Genomic DNA, 18,473 nt, shown 5'->3' on the forward strand with positions numbered 1-18,473 from the left:
CGGCTCTGCCATCCTCGGTTGGGTAATGCGTACGAGGCAGATCATGGCGATGAACGAAAACCTTTTCGATGTTCCCACCGCAGCGCGCGACGAAAAGCGCCGGCCGCTGAAGGGCACGCTCCACCCGCTGCACGAAGCAGCGATGCGGATCGCGGATATCGGGCTGGGCCGTTCGCGCAACAAGACGAAGGATCTCGTCGGCATGCTGCTGGCACACGGCGCACGCGCCTGGCGTTCCGGCCAGCCGTCCGCCGGGATCCACCTCCATGTCGGCGTCAGTGAACGCCGCTACCCGGTGCGCATGCGCCTGCGCTGACAGTCAGCGTTCTGGGAGTTCAGAGAAGGCCGAGTTCGGCGAGTTCGCGCCGCAGCTCCAGCGGCAGGTCGGCCGTTCCCTCGCCCATATCCTTGAGATCGCGCGGGGCATCCTCTTCAGTCAGGTAGCGCCATCCCTGGAAAGCGCGGCGCGGCTGGAATTCGGTCTCGATCACTTCCGGTCCCAGCACCAGTTCGCAGCGCGAAATACCGTCGACATCCGTAAAGCTCTTCAGGCCAAGCAGACGCTGGCGGGCCTGTACCTGGCCCTTGATGACCCAATAGAGTGAGCCGCCGTCCAGCAGCTCCTGATCCCGCTTCGGGATCATGCGGGTGACATGGCTCGAATGCGGCTCCATGCCCGCCGCGATCGCGATCAGCGACCGTTCGGATACCCATTCGCGCAGATCGTCGATCGTATCAGCGCCGACGCAGAGTTTGATGAGATGTAGGGCCATGGTTCTTTGAACGCCCTTGCGGCGGCCGGGTCAAGGGGCCGCCGCGTCGCATTCCACAGGGAACGAAGAGACGATCAACACTCCACCACGTTGACGGCGAGGCCGCCGGTGGAGGTTTCCTTGTATTTCTCGTTCATATCGACGCCGGTCTGGCGCATCGTCTCGATACAGGCGTCGAGCGGCACGAAATGCTGGCCGTCGCCCTTGAGGGACAACGATGCGGCCGTGACCGCCTTGACGGCGCCCAGCGCATTGCGCTCGATGCACGGCACCTGCACGAGGCCGGCGATGGGGTCGCAGGTCATGCCGAGATGGTGCTCCAGTGCGATTTCCGCAGCGTTCTCCACCTGCTCGGGCGAACCGCCCATGACGGCGGCAAGGCCGGCGGCGGCCATGGCGGAGGCGGAGCCCACCTCGCCCTGACAGCCGACTTCGGCGCCCGATATCGAGGCATTGTGCTTGATGATGCCGCCGACGGCGGCGGCCGTCAGCAGGTAATCGCGAATGCCGTCCTGGTCGGCATCCTCGTGGAAATGCAGGTAGTAGCGGATCGTCGCGGGCACGACGCCGGCCGCGCCATTGGTCGGCGAGGTCACGACGCGGCCGCCGGCGGCGTTCTCCTCGTTGACGGCCATGGCATAGACGGAGAGCCAGTCATTGGCGAGCAGCGGATTGGCCTTGTTGGAACGCCACTCCTCCTGCAGCTTGTCGTGGATCGAGCGGGCGCGACGGCGGACCTTCAGGCCGCCAGGCATGATGCCCTCGTTCTTGAGGCCGCGGTCGATGCAGCTCTTCATGGCGCCCCAGATCCGGTCGAGGCCGGCGTCCAGCTCCTCGCGCGACATCGTCGCTTCCTCGTTGGCGCGCTTCATCTGGGCAATCGTCATGCCCGAGCGTGCGGCCATTTCGAGCATCTGCTTGGCGGAGGCGAAGGGGAACGGCACCTTTTTGTCGCCGGCCTTCGCCTTGCTGGCACGCATCTGCTCCAGTTCCGTATCCGTGACGACGAAGCCGCCGCCGACCGAGTAGTAGATACGTTTCAACAGAAGACGGTCGTCGCGGTCATAGGCGGAGAAGGTCATGCCATTGGCGTGGCCGGGCAGCGGGTTCTTCTTGTCGAAGATCAGGTCGGTCTTCGGCTGGAAGGCATAACCGGGATGGCCCGGCGGCGTGACGCGGCCAGTACGCTCGACGTCACCGACGATCGCATCCATCCGGTCGGGATCGACGGTGTCCGGCCGCTCGCCCATCAGGCCGAGAATAACCGCACGGTCGGAGCCGTGGCCGACGCCGGTATAGGCGAGCGAGCCATGCAGGCTCATGCGAATCGTCGCGACATGGGCGTTCGACGGGCGCGGCCAGTCATCGGAGAGGATCAGGTCGAGAAAGCGGTTCGCCGCAGACATCGGCCCCATCGTGTGGGAGCTCGACGGACCGATACCGATCTTGAAGACATCAAAAACCGAAAGGAACATTCCCAGACTTCTCCTCGCCGCAGCAGGCTACGCATTGACCGTTGAAGCTACGTTATCACGCGGCGCACGCTTGGTGATCTCCCGACATCGGGTTTTACCAGTGCGACATGCGAAAACAAAAACAGCGCGTCTCGGCTAAGAGCGCGCTGTTTATGTAGGGATTGGGCCTGATGTTGTCAGATGCCGCCGAAGAGATAGGCGATGACCAGAACGGCGCCAAAACCGATGACTGCACGGGCAGTAACGCCCCAGCAGGATTTCTGAACGGTGCTTTCCATGATTTCCCCGAATGGAAGATGTCGCGCAGCAGCCGATATCAGCGCCGCATGAGCCCCTGTTTAATGAAGAATTCATGAAACCGCAATCGCGAAAAATGGCGAAACCAAGGCGGCCATGGCATAGGAGCCCCGCGTTCCACGCATGACCTGTCGCAAAATCAGACAGTTGCGCGTCCCTGACGCCCTCTTGTTTCCACACTCCTCCGCCTCCGTTTCGCCCAAGGTCTGAACGCCCTGCAAACGAGCTTGCTCCGATGCTTGCAAAATGCCGAATCCGTGGCACAAGACGTTTCATGAACACCCCGGATCTCATCGCCCTCGCCCTCTTCCTCGTCCTGTGGATGGGGTATTCCTGGATAACGGACCGGGCGAAGCTATTCGACCGAGTGAGCCTCACGCGCGCCATGAGTTCGCAGCGCGCGATGTGGATCCGCAACGCCATGCACCGCGATCTGCGCATGATCGATACGCAGATCATGGCCGGCCTGCAGAACGGCACGGCTTTCTTCGCTTCCACCTCGTTGCTTGCGCTCGGTAGCTGCTTCGCATTGCTTGGCGCAACGGAACAGGTTTTTGCGATCTTCAACGACCTGCCCTATTTCTTCCACGGCAGCCGCGCCGGCTTCGAAACGAAGGTCGGCGGCCTCGCCATCATCTTCGGCTACGCCTTCTTCAAGTTCGGCTGGTCCTATCGCCTCTTCAACTATTGCACGATCCTGCTCGGCGCCATGCCGATGAGCGGCGACATCCACAAGGATCCGGCGGGCGCCGACCTTGCCGCCGACAAGGTGATCCGCATGAACATTCTCGCGGCAAAGCACTTCAACAAGGGGCTGCGCGCCATCTTCCTGTCGATCGGCTATCTCGGCTGGTTCGTCAGCCCGTTCCTCTTCATCGCCACGACCATCGGCATCATCATCGTGCTCGTGCGCCGTCAGTTCTATTCGGAAGCGCGCCTCGCCGTGCTCGAAACCGTCGACTGACTTCTCCCGACCGGCCTCCTTTCGGCCATCCGCCCGGCGCAAGCTTGGCGTGACACTTTCCTATGGACCAAAGCAATGCGGCGACCCCGAACCATGACGACGACGGTGATTGACGGCAATGGGGCAGTGAGCGGCGCTGAAACGCGCCGGCTTCCACGCATCCCCCTGATCGACCAGTTGCGCGGCGTGGCCCTGATCGCCATGGCGATCTACCATTTCACCTGGGATCTTGGCTTCTTCGGCTATATCGAACCGGAAACGGCAACGACCGGCGGCTGGCGCATCTTCGCCCGTATCATTGCCGGCAGCTTCCTCTTCCTCGTCGGCGTCAGCCTGGCGCTTGGCCACCAGAAGGGTTTTCGGGCAAGGCCGTTCTTCATCCGCCTCGCCAAGGTCGGCGGCGCGGCCCTTGTGATTACCATCGCCACCTGGTTCGCCTTCCCGGACACGTTCATCTTCTTCGGCATCCTGCATGCCATTGCGGCGACAAGCGTCGTCGGGCTCCTCTTCCTGCGCCTGCCCGTCGCCGTCACGCTGCTTGCCGCGGTAGCCGCCGTCGCCGCGCCGCTTTATCTCCGCGCGCCGCTCTTCGACCATCCCGCGCTCTGGTGGGTCGGCCTGTCGGTCAATATTCCGCGCTCGAACGACTATGTGCCGCTGCTGCCATGGCTCGCACCGGCGCTGCTCGGCATCGTGCTTGGCAAGCTTTTCGTGGCAAGCGCGCTTTCCGAACAGTGGGCCGGCCTCGGCGGGCGCACGAAAGTCTGGTGGAAAACCCTGCTGGAGACCGCCGGGCGCCACAGTCTCGCCATCTATCTTATCCACCAGCCGTTGCTGATCGCGCTGGTCTACAGTTTCTCGCTGGTGGTGCCCGCGCCTGCGCCCGATCCAGCCGTCGGCTACACCAAGAGCTGCATGCGCGCCTGCGAGCCCGAACGCGGCGCGGGCTTCTGCCAAAGCTTCTGCGGCTGCACGCTGACCGGACTGCAGGATCAGAAGCTTTTCGCCGACCTCAACCGCGGCGCGATCGATGTGACGACGGACGAGCGGATCACCGCGATCTCCTCGCAATGCACGGCAAAGGCCGAAACGGAAACCGACCTCAAGGAGTAGGGATCATGAATGCCTATCGCATGAAGCCACTCGCTTTTCCCTGGCCCCCGCTGATCTACGGCGCGGCGCTCGCGGCGGCCTTCCTGCTCCAGGCGTATTTTCCCCTCGCCGTATCCGAAACCGAGAGTTGGATCGCCACGGCTGCCGGCAGCGTGCTGATCCTCGTTGCCATCGTGCTCGATGTCTGGGCGATGCGCACGCTGCTCGATTGCCACACGACCATCATGCCGAACCGCTGCTCCACCCATCTGGCAACGTCCGGCCCCTACCGCTTCACCCGCAACCCGATCTATCTCGGCTATACGCTGGCGACGGCGGGCATCGGCCTCGTCATGCTCAATCCCTGGTGTCTCGTGACGGCGACGGTCGCCGCCGGCGTCACCAGCGTCATCGCCATCAAGCGCGAGGAGCTTCACCTGCTCTCCCGCTTCGGCATCGATTTCGAACGCTACTGCAACGGCACCGCGCGCTGGATCTGAAACGGACATGGCGCCGGATGAAGTTCATCCAGCGCCATGCAAAACGTGTAGAAAATTCCGTGCGTCTCAGGTGCCGACGCCGATTTCGGCGAGACGGGTGAGACAGGCCTCCTCGACATTGTCGAGCTCGGCCAGCGTCTCCTCGATGTCGCGCCGCTTCTGGCGCAACTCCTCGCGTTTTTCGATCACCTTCGTCATGAGCATTTCCAATTGCCCCACCTCGCCCGGCGGGTCCTTGTAGACGCGGATGATGTCGCGAATCTCGGCGATCGTGAAGCCGATGCGCCGTCCGCGCAGGATTTCCAGGATCAGGCGGCGGTCTGCCGGGCGGAAAAGCCGCGTGCGGCCGCGGCGCTCGGGATGGATGAGCCCCTCGTCCTCGTAGAAGCGCAAAGTGCGGGTGGAAACCCCGAATTCGCGCGTCAGCTCGGTTATGGTATAAAACTTGTCCACGCCTGCTCCGATCATCTCTGAGCGGGCATTTTATTGACTTTTACGTATAAGTCAATTTTTTCGCATCAGCGGATGGCGAACCACCACGTCGCCAGGCCGAGGAAGGCGAAGAATCCGACGATATCCGTCACCGCCGTCACAAAAACGCTAGAGGAGACGGCGGGATCCGCACCCGCCTTGTCGAGCAGGATGGGAATGGTGATGCCGGCAAGGGCTGCCGCGCACATATTGATCAGCATGGCCGTCGCGATGACGCCGCCGATATTGATGTCCTGAAACCAGAATCCCGCGACGGCGCCGATCATCAGGCCGAATGCCACCCCGTGCAGAAGCCCGACGCCGGCCTCGCGGCGCACGACGCGCCAGGCGTTGTGAATGTCGAGGTCGCGCGTCGCGAGCGCACGCACCGTTACGGTCATGGTCTGCGAACCGGCATTGCCCCCCATGCCCGCCACCGTCGGCATGAGGATGGCGAGCGCCACGATCTCCTCGATCGTGGCCTCGAACAGCGAAATGACCGAAGCCGATATGAAGGCGGTCAACAGGTTGACGAGCAGCCACGGCGCACGGGAACGGGAGGTCGCGATGACAGAGTCCGACAACTCTTCGTCACCGACGCCGCCAAGGCGCATCAGATCCTCCTCGGCCTCTTCCTGGATGACATCGACCACGTCGTCGATGGTCAGCACGCCGACAAGGCGGCCGTTCTCGTCGACGACGGCAGCGGAGAGAAGGTCATACTGCTCGAAGAGCTGGGCGGCCTCCTCCTGGTCCATGTCGGCCGGGATCGGGTGGTTCGTCTCGCGCATGACCGTTTCGATCTTCATGCCGCGCGGCGTGCGCAGGATGCGGTCGAGATCGATGGCGCCAAGCAGGCGGAAGGTCGGGTCGATGACGAAAATCTGTGAAAAACTATCCGGCAGGTCCGCGTCTTCGCGCAGGTAGTCGATCGTCTGGCCGATGGTCCAGAAGGGCGGCACGGCGACGAATTCCGTCTGCATGCGGCGGCCGGCCGTGCTTTCGGGATAATCCAGCGAACGGCGCAGACGGATCCGTTCGGTGAACGGCAGCTTGGAGAGGATTTCCTCCTGATCTTCCTGATCGAGATCCTCGAGGATGTAGACGGCGTCGTCCGAATCCATCTCGCCGAGAGCGGCGGCGATCTGCTCGTTGGGCATATGCTCGACGATATCGAGGCGGATCGCCTCGTCGACCTCGGTCAGAGCAGCAAGGTCGAAGTCGGCGCCGAGCAGCGTGACGAGCTGGCGACGCTGCTCGGGCTGGATCGCCTCGAGAAGGTCACCCATTTCCGATTCGTGCAGGCGCGCCACATGGCGGCGCAGGAACAGAAGGTCGCGGTCGGCGATCGCCGCACCGACATGCATGAGGAAATCCGAGCGGATCGAGCCATCCTCGGCATAGATGTCCTCGCCGTCGAAAGTACTGTGCTCGATGGTCTTGCCCTGCTGCTCGATGCGGTCGTCGTCGCCGGTGTTGTCCATCGGGCCGCTCCTTGCGTCGGGATCGTCCCACCAGGCCATATCGACGGCGCGGAGACGACAGGTTTTTACATGCAGGGTTCCTCGCGATCGCCCGCATCCGGGCGTCTCGCACCTCATCGTGCTAACCCAAAGCGCCCGTCCGGTCCATCGCCGAAAGCGGCAAAAACGGACGCGGCGGATTTTTTTCGCAAGCTGTTGCAATCCCATGCAAATCGAAGGATTTGCCGCCGCCCGCACGAAGGCCGGCATTTTCCCTCTACCGCAAACAGGCTAGGAAGGGAAAAACTCGACGACCGGAGAAACCATGGCCCTCCTGCCCATCCTGCGTTACCCCGATCCCCGCCTGCGCCAGGCCTGTCACCCGGTAGAAGTTTTCGACGCCCGGCTGGCGACCCTTGCCGACGATCTTGCCGCCACGATGCGGGCGGCACCCGGTATCGGCATCACGGCGGCGCATGTCGGCATCCTCGAACGCCTGACGGTGATCGAACTCGACGGTCCCGGCTCGCTGAAGGTCTATGTGAACCCCGAGATCGACTGGTTTTCGCCGGAAGTGCAGCGCCACACCGAGGGCAGCGTTTCCATGCCGGGCGTCACCGACGAGATAGAGCGCCCTGCCCGCATCCGCCTCACCTATCAGGATCTCTCCGGTACGACGCGGACGGAGGAAGCGGACGGCCTGCTTTCCATTTGTCTGCAGCACGAGATCGACCAGCTCGACGGCATCTTCTGGATCGACCGGCTGTCGCGGCTCAAACGCGAGCGCATCGTCAAGAAATACGACAAGGCCAGAGGCTGATTGTCCAAGCCGACCGGAACGAAGCGGAATCGGCGCCCGCGCAAGCCGTCCCCAGACGGAAGCGGCCGGCTGAAACAAAAAGACCCGCCTTTCGGCGGGTCTTTTTTGGTGCGGTCGAGAAGACTCGAACTTCCACGGGTTGCCCCACAGCGACCTCAACGCTGCGCGTCTACCAATTCCGCCACGACCGCATCGTGGTAGGCGTCACCTTGCGGCGACGGAGGTGCATGTAGCAAAAGCATTTGGGGGGTGCAAGGCCGATACGAAAGAAAAATGACGGAAAGCGAAACAATTTCAACAAGGCTTTCGCGAACACCCTGAAACCCCTGAAATCCTTGCATGATCGCGCCTATATCTGGCACAAGAAATCCGAAAGGACGGCCATCATGCAGCGTCAGGACATCTCTACATCCCTTCTCGCCATTCCCGGCTCGCCGCCGGTGCGCTGGCGCATCGCGAGAGACCTGGTTTCCTATGAAAAGGCCGTGGAAACCATGGAAAACGAGGCGGCGGCGATCGCGCATGGCGAGGCCGACGAGCTGGTCTGGCTGGTGGAACATCCCCCGCTTTACACCGCCGGAACGAGTTCCGATTCCGCCGACCTCGTGGCGCCGGATCGTTTCCCGGTGTTTTCCACAGGCCGCGGCGGCGAATATACCTATCATGGGCCCGGCCAGCGGGTCGTTTATGTCATGCTGGACCTGAAGCGCCGCCGTCAGGATGTGCGCGCCTTCGTGGCAGCGCTCGAAGCGGTGGTGATCGATGCGCTCGATTCCATGAATGTGCGCGGCGAACGCCGCGAGGACCGCGTCGGCGTCTGGGTGCGCCGCCCGGAGCGGCCGGCGCTGCCGGATGGTTCTCCGGCCGAAGACAAGATCGCGGCGATCGGCATTCGCCTGCGCCGCTGGGTGAGCTTTCACGGCTTCTCGCTCAATGTCGATCCGGATCTCGAACATTTCTCCGGCATCGTACCCTGCGGCATCCGCGGCTACGGGGTCACGAGCCTCGTGGATCTCGGCTTGCCCGTCATGATGAGCGATGTCGATATCCGCATCCGTGCGTCCTTCGAGCGGGTGTTCGGCGACACCGTATCGGAGGCGGACTGTCAGCCCAGGAGCCTGCCGCAGGCATAGACGATCGCGTAACCGTGCAGCACGAGCGCGGCATAGAGGCCGAAGCCGGCAAGCAGACGCTGCGGCGCGGTCATCGGATCGAGTGCCTTGCGCGGCTTGACGCCACCGGCGCCGAGAAGGCTGAGCACCGTGAAGACCGCAAGGCCGGCAATCAGCATGCGCGCCGGCAGGCCGATGCGCCAGCCAACCCAGAGGATCGCCAGCGTCACCAGAAAGCTCGCAACGAGCAGGCTCGTTCGTGTTGAAAAGACCTGCCGCAGGACCTGCCCACCGTCGAAGCGATGCATGGGCAGAAGGTTCAGAAGGTTGAACGCACCGAGAATCAGCATGAAGACGAGCAGGCCCGGCCCCGTCACGCTGCCGCTGTCATGCAGGGCGATCAGCGGCGGAACGAGGAAGGCCGACATGCCGGCGCCCATCAGTGCGCAAACCGCCACCTCGAAATGGGAATTATACGGCCGGCCACCGACAGCGATACCGCCGAGCAGGGGCACGAAGATCATGCGCACCGTCCGGTGGCCGAAAGCGCGATAGGCGGCCATGTGGCCGAGTTCGTGCAGCACGATGACGACCGTCAGCAGCGATGAAAGTTGCAGGCCCTGCGTCGTCAAGCCGAAGAACGGCCAGAGCAGCAGCGTGGAGAGCACGGCGAGGCCTGCCTGCGTCCACGGGCTTTCAAGGGCACCGCCCATGTCGCCCCTGCCCGTCTCCAGCCATTGATCGAGCGCCTTCATTTCACGGCGCAGCTGTATGTAGCGGAAGAGCATGAAGGCGATGCCGCGATAGCGATCGGTCTGCTCCACGGTGAGCGCCGTGCCGCCCGGCACGGGACGCAGGAAACGCCGCTCGACATAGTTCCCCCAGAAGGAGACATCGAGCGCACTGTCATCGACCACCCGTGTCTCGCAGGCAAGGCCCTCGGTGTCCGCCGCCTCGCTCACCTCCAGCGTCCGCATGATGGGATCGCCGTGACGATCGGGATGAGACAGGGTCTGTCTGACTCGGCCAAGGGAAAGCCGCTCGCTGGCGACGATGGAGGGATGCCAGTCGGCCTCCGCGCCGAGCGGGCTGACAAGCGCCGCGATGCGGCTCGGGGGCGCCTTGAACACGCGGGTGAGCTGGAGCGTGCGGCGCCCGACAGGTGCCGCGATCAAGAGCCAGATCAGGCCGAGATTGATCGCCAGCAGCAGCAGCACCGAAAGGGTTGTCGACATGCCGTCCTCCCCGACCTTCATGGCAGGTCGCTCAAGGCTAACGGCAATGTCCTAACAAATGTTAAGAAGCGGGCTTACGCGAATTCCATGATCACGGCGTCCACCGCCAGGCTCTCGCCGGGTTTCGCCCGGATGGAGCCGATCGTCAGGTCGCGCTCGGCGCGCAGCACGTTTTCCATCTTCATCGCCTCGACCACCGCCAGCGTCTCGCCCGCCTTCACCTCCTGCCCCTCGCTGACCGAAATGGACACGACAAGGCCCGGCATCGGGCAAAGCAGCATCTTCGACGTGTCCGGCGGCAATTTCACGGGCATCAGCGCGTCGAGTTCCGCATGACGCGGCGTGAAGACGCGCGTGCGTACGGAAAGACCCTGCCAATCGATGCGCAGACCGTTCAGGAAGGGCCGAACCTGTGCCGTCACACGCCGCCCGCCAATCGTGCCGCGCCAGACCGCCTCGCCCGGCCGCCAGTCGGTCTCGACGGCATCGCCGGAGGCGAGCGCATGATAGTCGTCGCCGATCTTCACCACCCAATCGTTGCGCAAGCCCTGGCTTGGCCGCAGGCGGTCGACATGGCTGGCGCGACGGGTAGCCTCGACGACGTGGGCGGACAGCGCGACGCGGGCCAGGACGCCAGCCTCCTCAACCGTCGGCATCGCTGGTGTGAAACCATCCGGATATTCTTCGGCGATAAACCCGGTGGAAAGGCGCCCTTCCCGCCAGCGCGGGTGGCGCATCAGGGATGCGAGGAACGGTACGTTGTGCTCGATGCCATCGACGGTAAACCCATCCAGCGCGTCGCTCATGGCATCGATCGCCTCCAGACGGGTCGGTGCCCAGGTGCAGAGCTTTGCGAGCATGGGGTCATAGTACATGGAGATTTCAGCGCCTTCGTAGACACCGGTATCGTTGCGCAACACGGCGGCGCCGTTGCGTTCCTCGGCCGGCGGACGGTAGCGGGTGAGGCGGCCAATGGACGGCAGGAAGCTGCGGTAGGGATCCTCGGCATAGAGCCGGCTTTCGATCGCCCAGCCGTTCAGCCTGATATCGGCCTGCACAAGCGCCAGCTTTTCGCCGGCCGCGACGCGGATCATCTGCTCGACGAGGTCGATGCCGGTGACCAGTTCCGTGACCGGGTGCTCCACTTGGAGGCGCGTGTTCATTTCGAGGAAGTAGAAATTGCGGTCGCGGTCGACGATGAACTCCACCGTGCCGGCGCTCTGGTAATCGACGGCCTTGGCCAGCGCCACCGACTGCTCGCCCATGGCGCGGCGCGTCGCCTCGTCGAGGAACGGCGACGGCGCCTCCTCCACCACCTTCTGGTTTCGTCGCTGGATGGAGCATTCACGTTCGCCGAGATAGAGCGCGGTGCCATGCGCGTCGGCGAGCACCTGGATCTCGATATGGCGGGGATCGACGATGTACTTTTCGATGAAGACGCGGTCGTCGCCAAACGAGCTTTTCGCCTCGGAACGAGCGCGCTCGAAGCCGTCGCGCACCTCGCCCTGGTTCCAGGCTATCCGCATGCCCTTGCCGCCGCCGCCGGCCGACGCCTTGATCATGACGGGATAACCGATCTCGCCGGCAATACGCTCGGCGTGGCCGGCATCCTCGATGACGCCGAGATATCCCGGCACCGTCGAAACATGTGCGGCATTGGCGAATTTCTTCGATTCGATCTTGTCGCCCATGGCGCGGATCGCCTTCGGCTTGGGACCGATGAAGACGATACCTTCCGCCTCCAGGGCCTCGCAGAAACTCGCACGCTCGGAAAGAAAGCCGTAGCCGGGATGCACGGCCTCCGCGCCGGTCTCCTTGCAGGCGGCGATGATCTTTTCCGCGACGAGATAACTTTCGGCGGCGGCGGGCGGGCCGATATGCACGGCCTCATCGGCCATCTCGACATGCAGCGCGTCGCGGTCGGCGTCGGAATAGACTGCCACGGTGGCGATGCCCATCCTGCGCGCCGTCTTGATCACGCGGCAGGCGATCTCGCCGCGATTGGCGATCAGGATTTTCTTGAACATGCTTTCCTCCCGGCAGTCTTGTCCGGAAGTTGTAGCCACAAACGCCCCCGCCGTTCAACGGCAGCAGGGCTGCAATTCGCCAATCGCGTCAGGCACTTTAGTCGAAGGCGGCGTTTGCCGTCAGCTTGCGGCTCTTGTGCTCGCGCCAGATGATGAAGAGGCCGGAGGCGACGATAACGGCAATACCGAGCCATTTCGACGGCGTGGGGAAATCGCCGAAGATCGCATAGCCGAGAACCGTCGCCGAGATGATCTCGAAATACTGGAACGGCGCGAGCAGCGACAGCGGCGCCATGCGGAAGGCGCGCACCACGAGCATATGCGCATAACCCGAGAGCGCGCCGAGGATGACAAGCAGAGCGAGATGGAAGGTGGTGTCAGGCAGAGACGGTGCAAAATCGGCAAGGCCGGCGGAATCGCCGATCAGCAGCGCCGCGCCCATCAGGACCGTGCCGCCGAAGCCGGCGATGGTCTGCATGGTCAGCGGCGAGTCGGCATCGCCGAGCGCCCGGTTCATGAAGAGATAGATCGAATAGAGGAAGGCACAGCCCACGGGCAGCAGCGCCGTCCAGCCGAAGAGAATGAAGCTTGGCTGGATGACGATGAGCGCACCGCCGAAACCGACCATGATGGCAAGCCAGCGACGCCAGCCGACGCGCTCGCCGAGGAAGACGGCGGACATCGCCGTGAGAATGAAGGGCTCCACGAAATAGATCGCGAAGACGTCGGCCAGCGGCATGTATTTGACCGCCGCGAAGAAGAGCAGGCTCGCCGCGCCGTGGATCGCGCCGCGCAGGAGGTTCATCCATGGCCGCTTCGGCCGCAGCATTTCGCTGCCGCCAGCCGTGAAGATCAAGGGCACGGTGCAGAGGATCTGGAAGAAGAAGCGGTAGAACGTCACCTGCCCCGGCGACATCCCGGCGAAATTCGCCATGTATTTGGCAATCGCATCCATGCAGGGCAGAAGCAGCATGGCGACCGCCATCAGCGCAACGCCCTGCATGGTGCTCCCGCCGGAACTGTCGGTCGCGTTGGCTGTGGCATTCATGCAGGCGTCTCCTTCTTTCGCCCCTCATAGTCCTTTTGCGCGGGCTGGCAATGCCGGAAATCCTGTCATACGCAGGCGTCGCGGCACGACGCATTTGAGGTAGCCCGCGACGGCGCCTTGCCTGTAGACTTGCCATCAAGAAGAAATGGAGGCCGCGATGACCTTTCCCGGCGAGAGCAACACCATCCCCTTCCCCTCCGGCCGCGCCGACGGCGACACGCTCGGCGGACGCATCTGGCGCGCCCGCGACGCGCTTGGTCTCGAGCTTGCCGATCTCGCCTCCCGGCTCGGGCTTCCCGAGGAGACGGTGAGCGGCTGGGAGCGCGACCACGCCGAACCGGACACCAAGGCTATGTTCATGCTGGCGGGCGTGCTTTCCGTATCGCCCTCGTGGCTGATCGCCGGCATCGGCGAGGCGCCGGCCGACCCCTCGGGTGACGAATATCTCCACCCGCTGCTCCGGCAACTGCGGGAGATACACCAGTTGCACGATCAGACGGGCAAGGCGATCGCCGCCCTCGAAGCCGAAGTCGCCAAATTGATCAAAACAGATCAGGGTTGATTTTTTCCGTTTCACGCACTTGAGGCGCCGGACGGGCTCTGCAATGGTCCGGCCAACACAGAATCCGCATAGGGAGACAAAAATGGACGTACGCGCCGCCGTTGCCGTTCAGGCTGGAAAGCCGCTTGAGATCATGACCGTACAGCTCGAAGGCCCGCGTGCCGGCGAAGTGCTGGTGGAGGTGAAGGCGACGGGCATCTGCCACACCGACGACTTCACGCTGTCGGGCGCCGACCCGGAAGGCCTGTTCCCGGCGATCCTCGGCCATGAGGGCGCGGGCATCGTCGTCGATGTCGGCCCCGGCGTCACTTCGCTCAAGAAGGGCGACCACGTCATTCCGCTCTACACGCCGGAATGCCGCGAATGTTACTCCTGCACGAGCCGCAAGACCAATCTCTGCACGTCGATCCGCGCCACCCAGGGCCAGGGCCTGATGCCCGACGGCACCTCGCGCTTCTCGATCGGCAAGGACAAGATCCACCACTATATGGGCTGCTCGACCTTCTCGAACTTCACGGTCCTGCCGGAGATCGCACTCGCCAAGATCAATCCGGCCGCACCCTTCGACAAGGTCTGCTACATCGGCTGTGGCGTCACGACCGGCATCGGCGCCGTCATCAACACGGCGAAGGTCGAGATCGGCTCGACGGCCATCGTCTTCGGTCTCGGCGGCATCGGCCTCAACGTGCTGCAGGGCCTGCGCCTTGCCGGCGCGGACATGATCATCGGCGTCGATATCAATCCTGACCGCAAGGCATGGGGCGAAAAGTTCGGCATGACGCATTTCGTCAACCCGAAGGAGGTCGGCGACGATATCGTGCCCTATCTCGTCAACATGACGAAGCGCAACGGCGACCTGATCGGCGGTGCCGACTATACGTTCGACTGCACGGGCAACACCAAGGTGATGCGCCAGGCGCTCGAGAGCTCGCATCGCGGCTGGGGCAAGTCGGTCATCATCGGCGTTGCCGGTGCCGGCCAGGAAATCTCCACCCGTCCGTTCCAGCTCGTCACCGGCCGCAACTGGATGGGCACGGCCTTCGGCGGCGCGCGCGGCCGCACGGACGTGCCGAAGATCGTCGAGTGGTACATGGAGGGCAAGATCCAGATCGACCCGATGATCACCCATACGATGCCGCTCGAAGACATCAACAAGGGCTTCGAACTCATGCATTCCGGCGAATCCATCCGCGGCGTGGTCGTCTATTGACGGCGCAAGCGCCCTACAGCATCGACGTGCGGAGAATGGAAGCGTTCTCCGCCGTCGAGCTTTATGCGCTCCTGAAGCTGCGCGTTGCAGTTTTCGTCGTCGAGCAGGCCTGTGCCTATCCGGAGCTGGACGGAAAGGACGGCGATGCGCTGCATCTGCGGCTGCTGATCGACGGCGACACGGCCGCCTATGCGCGGTTGATGCCGCCCAGCGATGGCCCTCCGCGCATCGGCCGCGTGCTCGTGGCACCAGGGCACCGCGGCAAGGGGCTTGGAGAAACGATCATGCAGGAAGCAATCCGCGCCTGCGACGTGCATTTTCCAGGCGCAGCAATCGAGCTTTCCGCCCAAAGCTACCTGGAACGCTTCTACAAGGCGCTGGGCTTTACGCCGACCTCGGAGGAATATGTCGAGGACGGTATTCCGCATATCGACATGGTTCGGCCGGCGGCAAGCCACCAGCAGCCACTTTGACCGCAACCGGCGACATGCGGGTACCGAGTTCTCGCTTGCGGGGATTGCAACACTTCCACCGGAACACAGCCAGGGACACGCGCCGTTACTGTGATGACTGACACGACGATACCAACCATCTATGTCGATGCCGACGCCTGTCCGGTGAAGCCGGAAATCCTGAAGGTCGGTGAGCGCCATGGCCTGCCGGTGACCTTCGTCGCCAATTCGGGCCTGCGTCCCTCGCGCGATCCGATGGTGAAGAACGTCATCGTGTCCGGTGCCTTCGATGCGGCCGACAACTGGATCGCCGACAATGTCACCGAAGGTGATATCGTCATCACCGCCGATGTGCCGTTGGCCGTGCGTTGCGTGGCCAAGGGCGCCCATGTGACCGGGCCGACCGGACGGCTGTTCGACCAGGCGAATATCGGCATGGCGAGCGCCATGCGCGACCTCGGCGCGCACCTGCGCGAGACCGGCGAGAGTAAGGGGTACAATGCCGCCTTCTCGCCGCGCGACCGCTCCGCCTTCCTCGAAACGCTCGACCGCCTCTGCCGCCGGGCGAAGAGTGCGCGGGCGGGCATATGACGAAGGTGCCGGGGCGCAAGATCTATGGCCGGCACGTGCCTTTCTATGCGGGCATCGGCGCGGCTGTCCTGCTCGGTCTTCCGGCATTCTGGTTTAAACCGGATTTCGCAATCGACATCGCGGCCATCGCTTTCTTCCTCAGCTATCTCGTGCTGACGGCGATGCGCCTGCCGCACCTGACGGCATCCTATCTCGAGCATTACGCGACAGATGCCGACGAGCCTGTTGTCACCATTTTCGCCGTCACATTCCTGGCCGTGGCCGTTTCCACGGGCTCGCTCTTCGTCGTCCTCAACGAACCCGCCGCGTCGGGCGTCGAGTTCGTTCTCGCCTTCGCCTCCGTGGCACTCGGCTGGCTCACCATCCACACCATGGCGGCGCTGCACTATGCCCATCTCTACTGGCGCCCCGGCAGCACGGAAAAGAGCGAAGACGCTGGCCGCGGCCTGGATTTTCCCGGTAAGGCACCGCCCGGCGTTTACGATTTCCTCTATTTCGCCTTCGTGATCGGCATGACGGCGCAGACTTCCGACGTCGCCATCACCTCGACGGCGATGCGCAAGGTAAACCTGCTGCACGCCGTGGTTTCCTTCTTCTTCAACACGGTGCTGGTCGCCGCCGCGGTTAATGCGGCGGTGTCGCTCGCCTCCTGAAAACCATCGGAGTTTTTGATGAAAGTGCTTTCCCAGAACACGGCCTTCGGCGGCATGCAGGGCGTATTCGCCCATGAGTCCGAGGCCTGCAAGACCGAGATGACCTTCGCCGTCTTCATCCCGCCGCAGGCGATCAGCGAACCGCGCCCGGTGCTCTGGTATCTCTCGGGCCTCACCTGCAGCCATGCGAATGTCATGGAAAAGGGTGAATACCGCCGCATGGCCGCCGAACTCGGCCTCATCGTCGTCTGCCCGGACACCAGCCCGCGCGGCAACGACGTGCCGGACGAGCTGACCAACTGGCAGATGGGCAAGGGTGCCGGCTTCTATCTCGACGCCACCGAACAGCCCTGGGCCGAGAACTACCAGATGTACAGCTACGTGACGGAAGAGCTTCCGAACTTCCTGCGCCAGCATTTCCGCATGGACATGGACCGCCAGGGCATTTTCGGCCATTCGATGGGTGGCCATGGCGCCATGACGATCGCGCTGAAGCATCCGGACCGTTTCAAGAGCTGCTCGGCTTTCGCGCCGATCGTCGCTCCGTCCAGTGCCGACTGGTCCATGCCTGCCTTCGAAAAGTACCTCGGCGCCGACAAGGCGGCCTGGCGGAATTACGATGCCTGCGCGCTCGTCGAGGATGGTGCACGTTTCCCGGAATTCCTGATCGATCAGGGCAAGGCCGACGGCTTCCTCGACAACGGCCTGCGTCCGTGGCTGTTCGAGGAAGCGATCAGGGACACCGACATCAAGCTGACGCTGCGCATGCACGAACGCTACGACCATTCCTACTACTTCATCTCGACCTTCATGGACGAGCACCTGAAGTGGCACGCCGAACGCCTCGGCTAAAGAGCGGTTCGATATGGCGGGGGCGCATGGCTGACATGCCACCTCCGCCCTTGCCCTTCCGCTCGCGATCGGCAATATTCCGCTCCGGTAGACGGCTACCGCCGGGAACAATCCCGGTCACGATCGCGGGGACGGCCTCGCTCCTTTGAAACGGAGTAGCCACATGCCCTGGATCCTTCTTACCCTCGCCGGCATCTTTGAAATCGGTTGGGCCATCGGCCTCAAATACACCGATGGTTTCACCAAGCTGGTCCCCACCGTCCTGACCGCTGGCTCCATGGTGATCAGCATCGTGCTTCTCGGCCTCGCCGTGAAGACGCTGCCCATGGGCACCGCCTATGCCATCTGGACCGGCATCGGCACGGTCGGAACCGTCATTCTCGGCATCGTCCTCTTCGCCGAGCCTGTCACCGCCATGCGTATCGGCTGTATCGCGCTGATCGTCACCGGCATTCTCGGCCTGAAGTTCGTCGCCTAACGGTTACGATTGTCGAGGGCGAAAGCGCCCGGCCCCGCTGCCGTAAGGTAGAGGAAGACGAAGCAGAAGAGGATCGCGGCATCGCCGCGATTGTTGACCGGGAAGAAGCTCTGCGGCGCGTGCGCCATGAAGTAGGCGACAGCCATGAAGCCGCAGAGCACGAAGGCCACCGGCCGCGTGAACAACCCGATCAGCAGCAATATCCCGCCGACCACCTCCAGCCCGCCCGCAAGCCCGATAAGGTTCATCAGGTCGCCGAACGGCTGTTCGGCCGGCGGGAAATTGAAGAATTTCTGCGTGCCGTGCTCGATGAAGAGCAGCGCCGAGACGATGCGCAGCACGGCAAGCGCCTGCGGCTGATAGGCGGACAAGCGATCGAACACGGCGTGCACTCCCTC

The 18,473-nt window shown here is 63.4% G+C and carries 21 protein-coding genes and 1 tRNA gene; 13 read left to right on the forward strand and 9 right to left on the reverse strand.

The annotated features are described in order from the left end of the window. Nucleotides 1-43: 43 nt before the first annotated feature. On the forward strand, nt 44-316 hold the full coding sequence (locus MUO32_RS10820; RefSeq protein WP_257948290.1) for a hypothetical protein: 273 nt from the start codon (nt 44-46) through the stop codon (nt 314-316). Between the two features lie 19 nt (nt 317-335). On the opposite strand, the gene MUO32_RS10825 is transcribed toward MUO32_RS10820, so the two are convergent. Next, nucleotides 336-773, reverse strand: coding sequence for a DUF1489 family protein (locus tag MUO32_RS10825; RefSeq protein ID WP_257948291.1), 438 nt, complete (start codon nt 771-773; stop codon nt 336-338). Between the two features lie 74 nt (nt 774-847). Continuing rightward, the gene (locus tag MUO32_RS10830; protein ID WP_257948292.1) at nt 848-2,248 is read right to left on the reverse strand and encodes an L-serine ammonia-lyase; all 1,401 of its coding nucleotides are present in this window, start codon (nt 2,246-2,248) and stop codon (nt 848-850) included. Nucleotides 2,249-2,819: 571 nt separating this feature from the next. On the opposite strand from MUO32_RS10830, the gene MUO32_RS10835 reads away from it, so the two are divergent. The 3 genes from MUO32_RS10835 to MUO32_RS10845 all read left to right on the forward strand — a co-directional run bounded on the left by MUO32_RS10835 (nt 2,820) and on the right by MUO32_RS10845 (nt 5,101). Beyond that, on the forward strand, nt 2,820-3,509 hold the full coding sequence (locus MUO32_RS10835; protein WP_257948293.1) for a DUF599 domain-containing protein: 690 nt from the start codon (nt 2,820-2,822) through the stop codon (nt 3,507-3,509). 75 nt (nt 3,510-3,584) lie between these two features. Then, a complete protein-coding gene (locus MUO32_RS10840) occupies nt 3,585-4,622 on the forward strand; it encodes a heparan-alpha-glucosaminide N-acetyltransferase (protein WP_257948294.1) in 1,038 nt (345 codons plus the stop codon). A 5-nt stretch (nt 4,623-4,627) separates the two neighbouring features. Further along, nucleotides 4,628-5,101 (forward strand): isoprenylcysteine carboxylmethyltransferase family protein, encoded by a 474-nt coding sequence (locus MUO32_RS10845; RefSeq protein ID WP_257948295.1) that lies wholly within the window; start codon nt 4,628-4,630, stop codon nt 5,099-5,101. 66 nt (nt 5,102-5,167) lie between these two features. Here the strand turns inward: MUO32_RS10845 and MUO32_RS10850 are convergent, their stop codons facing one another. Further along, nucleotides 5,168-5,554 carry a MerR family DNA-binding transcriptional regulator gene (locus MUO32_RS10850; protein ID WP_257948297.1) on the reverse strand — a complete coding sequence of 129 codons (387 nt, stop codon included), beginning with the start codon at nt 5,552-5,554 and terminating at the stop codon, nt 5,168-5,170. 65 nt (nt 5,555-5,619) lie between these two features. Beyond that, entirely contained in the window at nt 5,620-7,056 is a 1,437-nt protein-coding gene (gene mgtE, locus MUO32_RS10855; protein ID WP_257948298.1) for a magnesium transporter, read from the reverse strand. Between the two features lie 304 nt (nt 7,057-7,360). Here mgtE and MUO32_RS10860 point away from each other — a divergent pair, with 304 nt between their 5' ends. Then, nucleotides 7,361-7,855: a peptide deformylase gene (locus MUO32_RS10860; protein WP_257948299.1), complete on the forward strand. Its 495-nt coding sequence runs from the start codon at nt 7,361-7,363 to the stop codon at nt 7,853-7,855. 106 nt (nt 7,856-7,961) lie between these two features. Here MUO32_RS10860 and MUO32_RS10865 read toward each other — a convergent pair. Further along, nucleotides 7,962-8,046 (reverse strand) — tRNA-Leu (locus tag MUO32_RS10865). A 195-nt stretch (nt 8,047-8,241) separates the two neighbouring features. On the opposite strand from MUO32_RS10865, the gene lipB reads away from it, so the two are divergent. Continuing rightward, entirely contained in the window at nt 8,242-8,988 is a 747-nt protein-coding gene (gene lipB / locus MUO32_RS10870) for a lipoyl(octanoyl) transferase LipB (RefSeq protein WP_257948300.1), read from the forward strand. On the opposite strand, the gene MUO32_RS10875 is transcribed toward lipB, so the two are convergent. The 3 genes from MUO32_RS10875 to MUO32_RS10885 all read right to left on the reverse strand — a co-directional run bounded on the left by MUO32_RS10875 (nt 8,961) and on the right by MUO32_RS10885 (nt 13,277). Continuing rightward, a complete protein-coding gene (locus MUO32_RS10875) occupies nt 8,961-10,202 on the reverse strand; it encodes a hypothetical protein (RefSeq protein WP_257948301.1) in 1,242 nt (413 codons plus the stop codon). The two genes, lipB and MUO32_RS10875, sit on opposite strands and share 28 nt — an antisense overlap. A 74-nt stretch (nt 10,203-10,276) precedes the next feature. Then, entirely contained in the window at nt 10,277-12,229 is a 1,953-nt protein-coding gene (locus tag MUO32_RS10880; protein ID WP_257948302.1) for an acetyl/propionyl/methylcrotonyl-CoA carboxylase subunit alpha, read from the reverse strand. Nucleotides 12,230-12,326: 97 nt separating this feature from the next. Continuing rightward, a complete protein-coding gene (locus MUO32_RS10885; RefSeq protein WP_257948303.1) occupies nt 12,327-13,277 on the reverse strand; it encodes a DMT family transporter in 951 nt (316 codons plus the stop codon). 157 nt (nt 13,278-13,434) lie between these two features. Here MUO32_RS10885 and MUO32_RS10890 point away from each other — a divergent pair, with 157 nt between their 5' ends. The 7 genes from MUO32_RS10890 (at nt 13,435) to sugE (ending at nt 18,075) form a co-directional block, all read left to right on the forward strand. Further along, nucleotides 13,435-13,839 carry a helix-turn-helix domain-containing protein gene (locus MUO32_RS10890; protein ID WP_257948305.1) on the forward strand — a complete coding sequence of 135 codons (405 nt, stop codon included), beginning with the start codon at nt 13,435-13,437 and terminating at the stop codon, nt 13,837-13,839. Between the two features lie 82 nt (nt 13,840-13,921). Next, nucleotides 13,922-15,049, forward strand: a complete 1,128-nt coding sequence (locus tag MUO32_RS10895) for an S-(hydroxymethyl)glutathione dehydrogenase/class III alcohol dehydrogenase (RefSeq protein WP_257948306.1) — start codon at nt 13,922-13,924, stop codon at nt 15,047-15,049. 35 nt (nt 15,050-15,084) lie between these two features. Continuing rightward, nucleotides 15,085-15,522, forward strand: a complete 438-nt coding sequence (locus tag MUO32_RS10900) for a GNAT family N-acetyltransferase (RefSeq protein ID WP_257948307.1) — start codon at nt 15,085-15,087, stop codon at nt 15,520-15,522. A gap of 93 nt (nt 15,523-15,615) precedes the next feature. After that, nucleotides 15,616-16,092 (forward strand): YaiI/YqxD family protein, encoded by a 477-nt coding sequence (locus MUO32_RS10905; protein ID WP_257948309.1) that lies wholly within the window; start codon nt 15,616-15,618, stop codon nt 16,090-16,092. After that, entirely contained in the window at nt 16,089-16,745 is a 657-nt protein-coding gene (locus MUO32_RS10910; RefSeq protein ID WP_257948310.1) for a DUF1345 domain-containing protein, read from the forward strand. Before MUO32_RS10905 ends, MUO32_RS10910 begins: the two co-directional genes overlap by 4 nt. An 18-nt stretch (nt 16,746-16,763) precedes the next feature. Then, a complete protein-coding gene (fghA, locus tag MUO32_RS10915) occupies nt 16,764-17,597 on the forward strand; it encodes an S-formylglutathione hydrolase (protein WP_257948311.1) in 834 nt (277 codons plus the stop codon). 163 nt (nt 17,598-17,760) lie between these two features. Then, nucleotides 17,761-18,075, forward strand: a complete 315-nt coding sequence (gene sugE / locus MUO32_RS10920) for a quaternary ammonium compound efflux SMR transporter SugE (RefSeq protein WP_257948312.1) — start codon at nt 17,761-17,763, stop codon at nt 18,073-18,075. Here the strand turns inward: sugE and MUO32_RS10925 are convergent. Beyond that, nucleotides 18,072-18,467 (reverse strand): DoxX family protein, encoded by a 396-nt coding sequence (locus MUO32_RS10925; protein ID WP_257948313.1) that lies wholly within the window; start codon nt 18,465-18,467, stop codon nt 18,072-18,074. The two genes, sugE and MUO32_RS10925, sit on opposite strands and share 4 nt — an antisense overlap. Nucleotides 18,468-18,473 lie beyond the last annotated feature (6 nt).

Source organism: Shinella sp. CPCC 101442, from assembly GCF_024704725.1.
GTDB lineage: Bacteria > Pseudomonadota > Alphaproteobacteria > Rhizobiales > Rhizobiaceae > Shinella.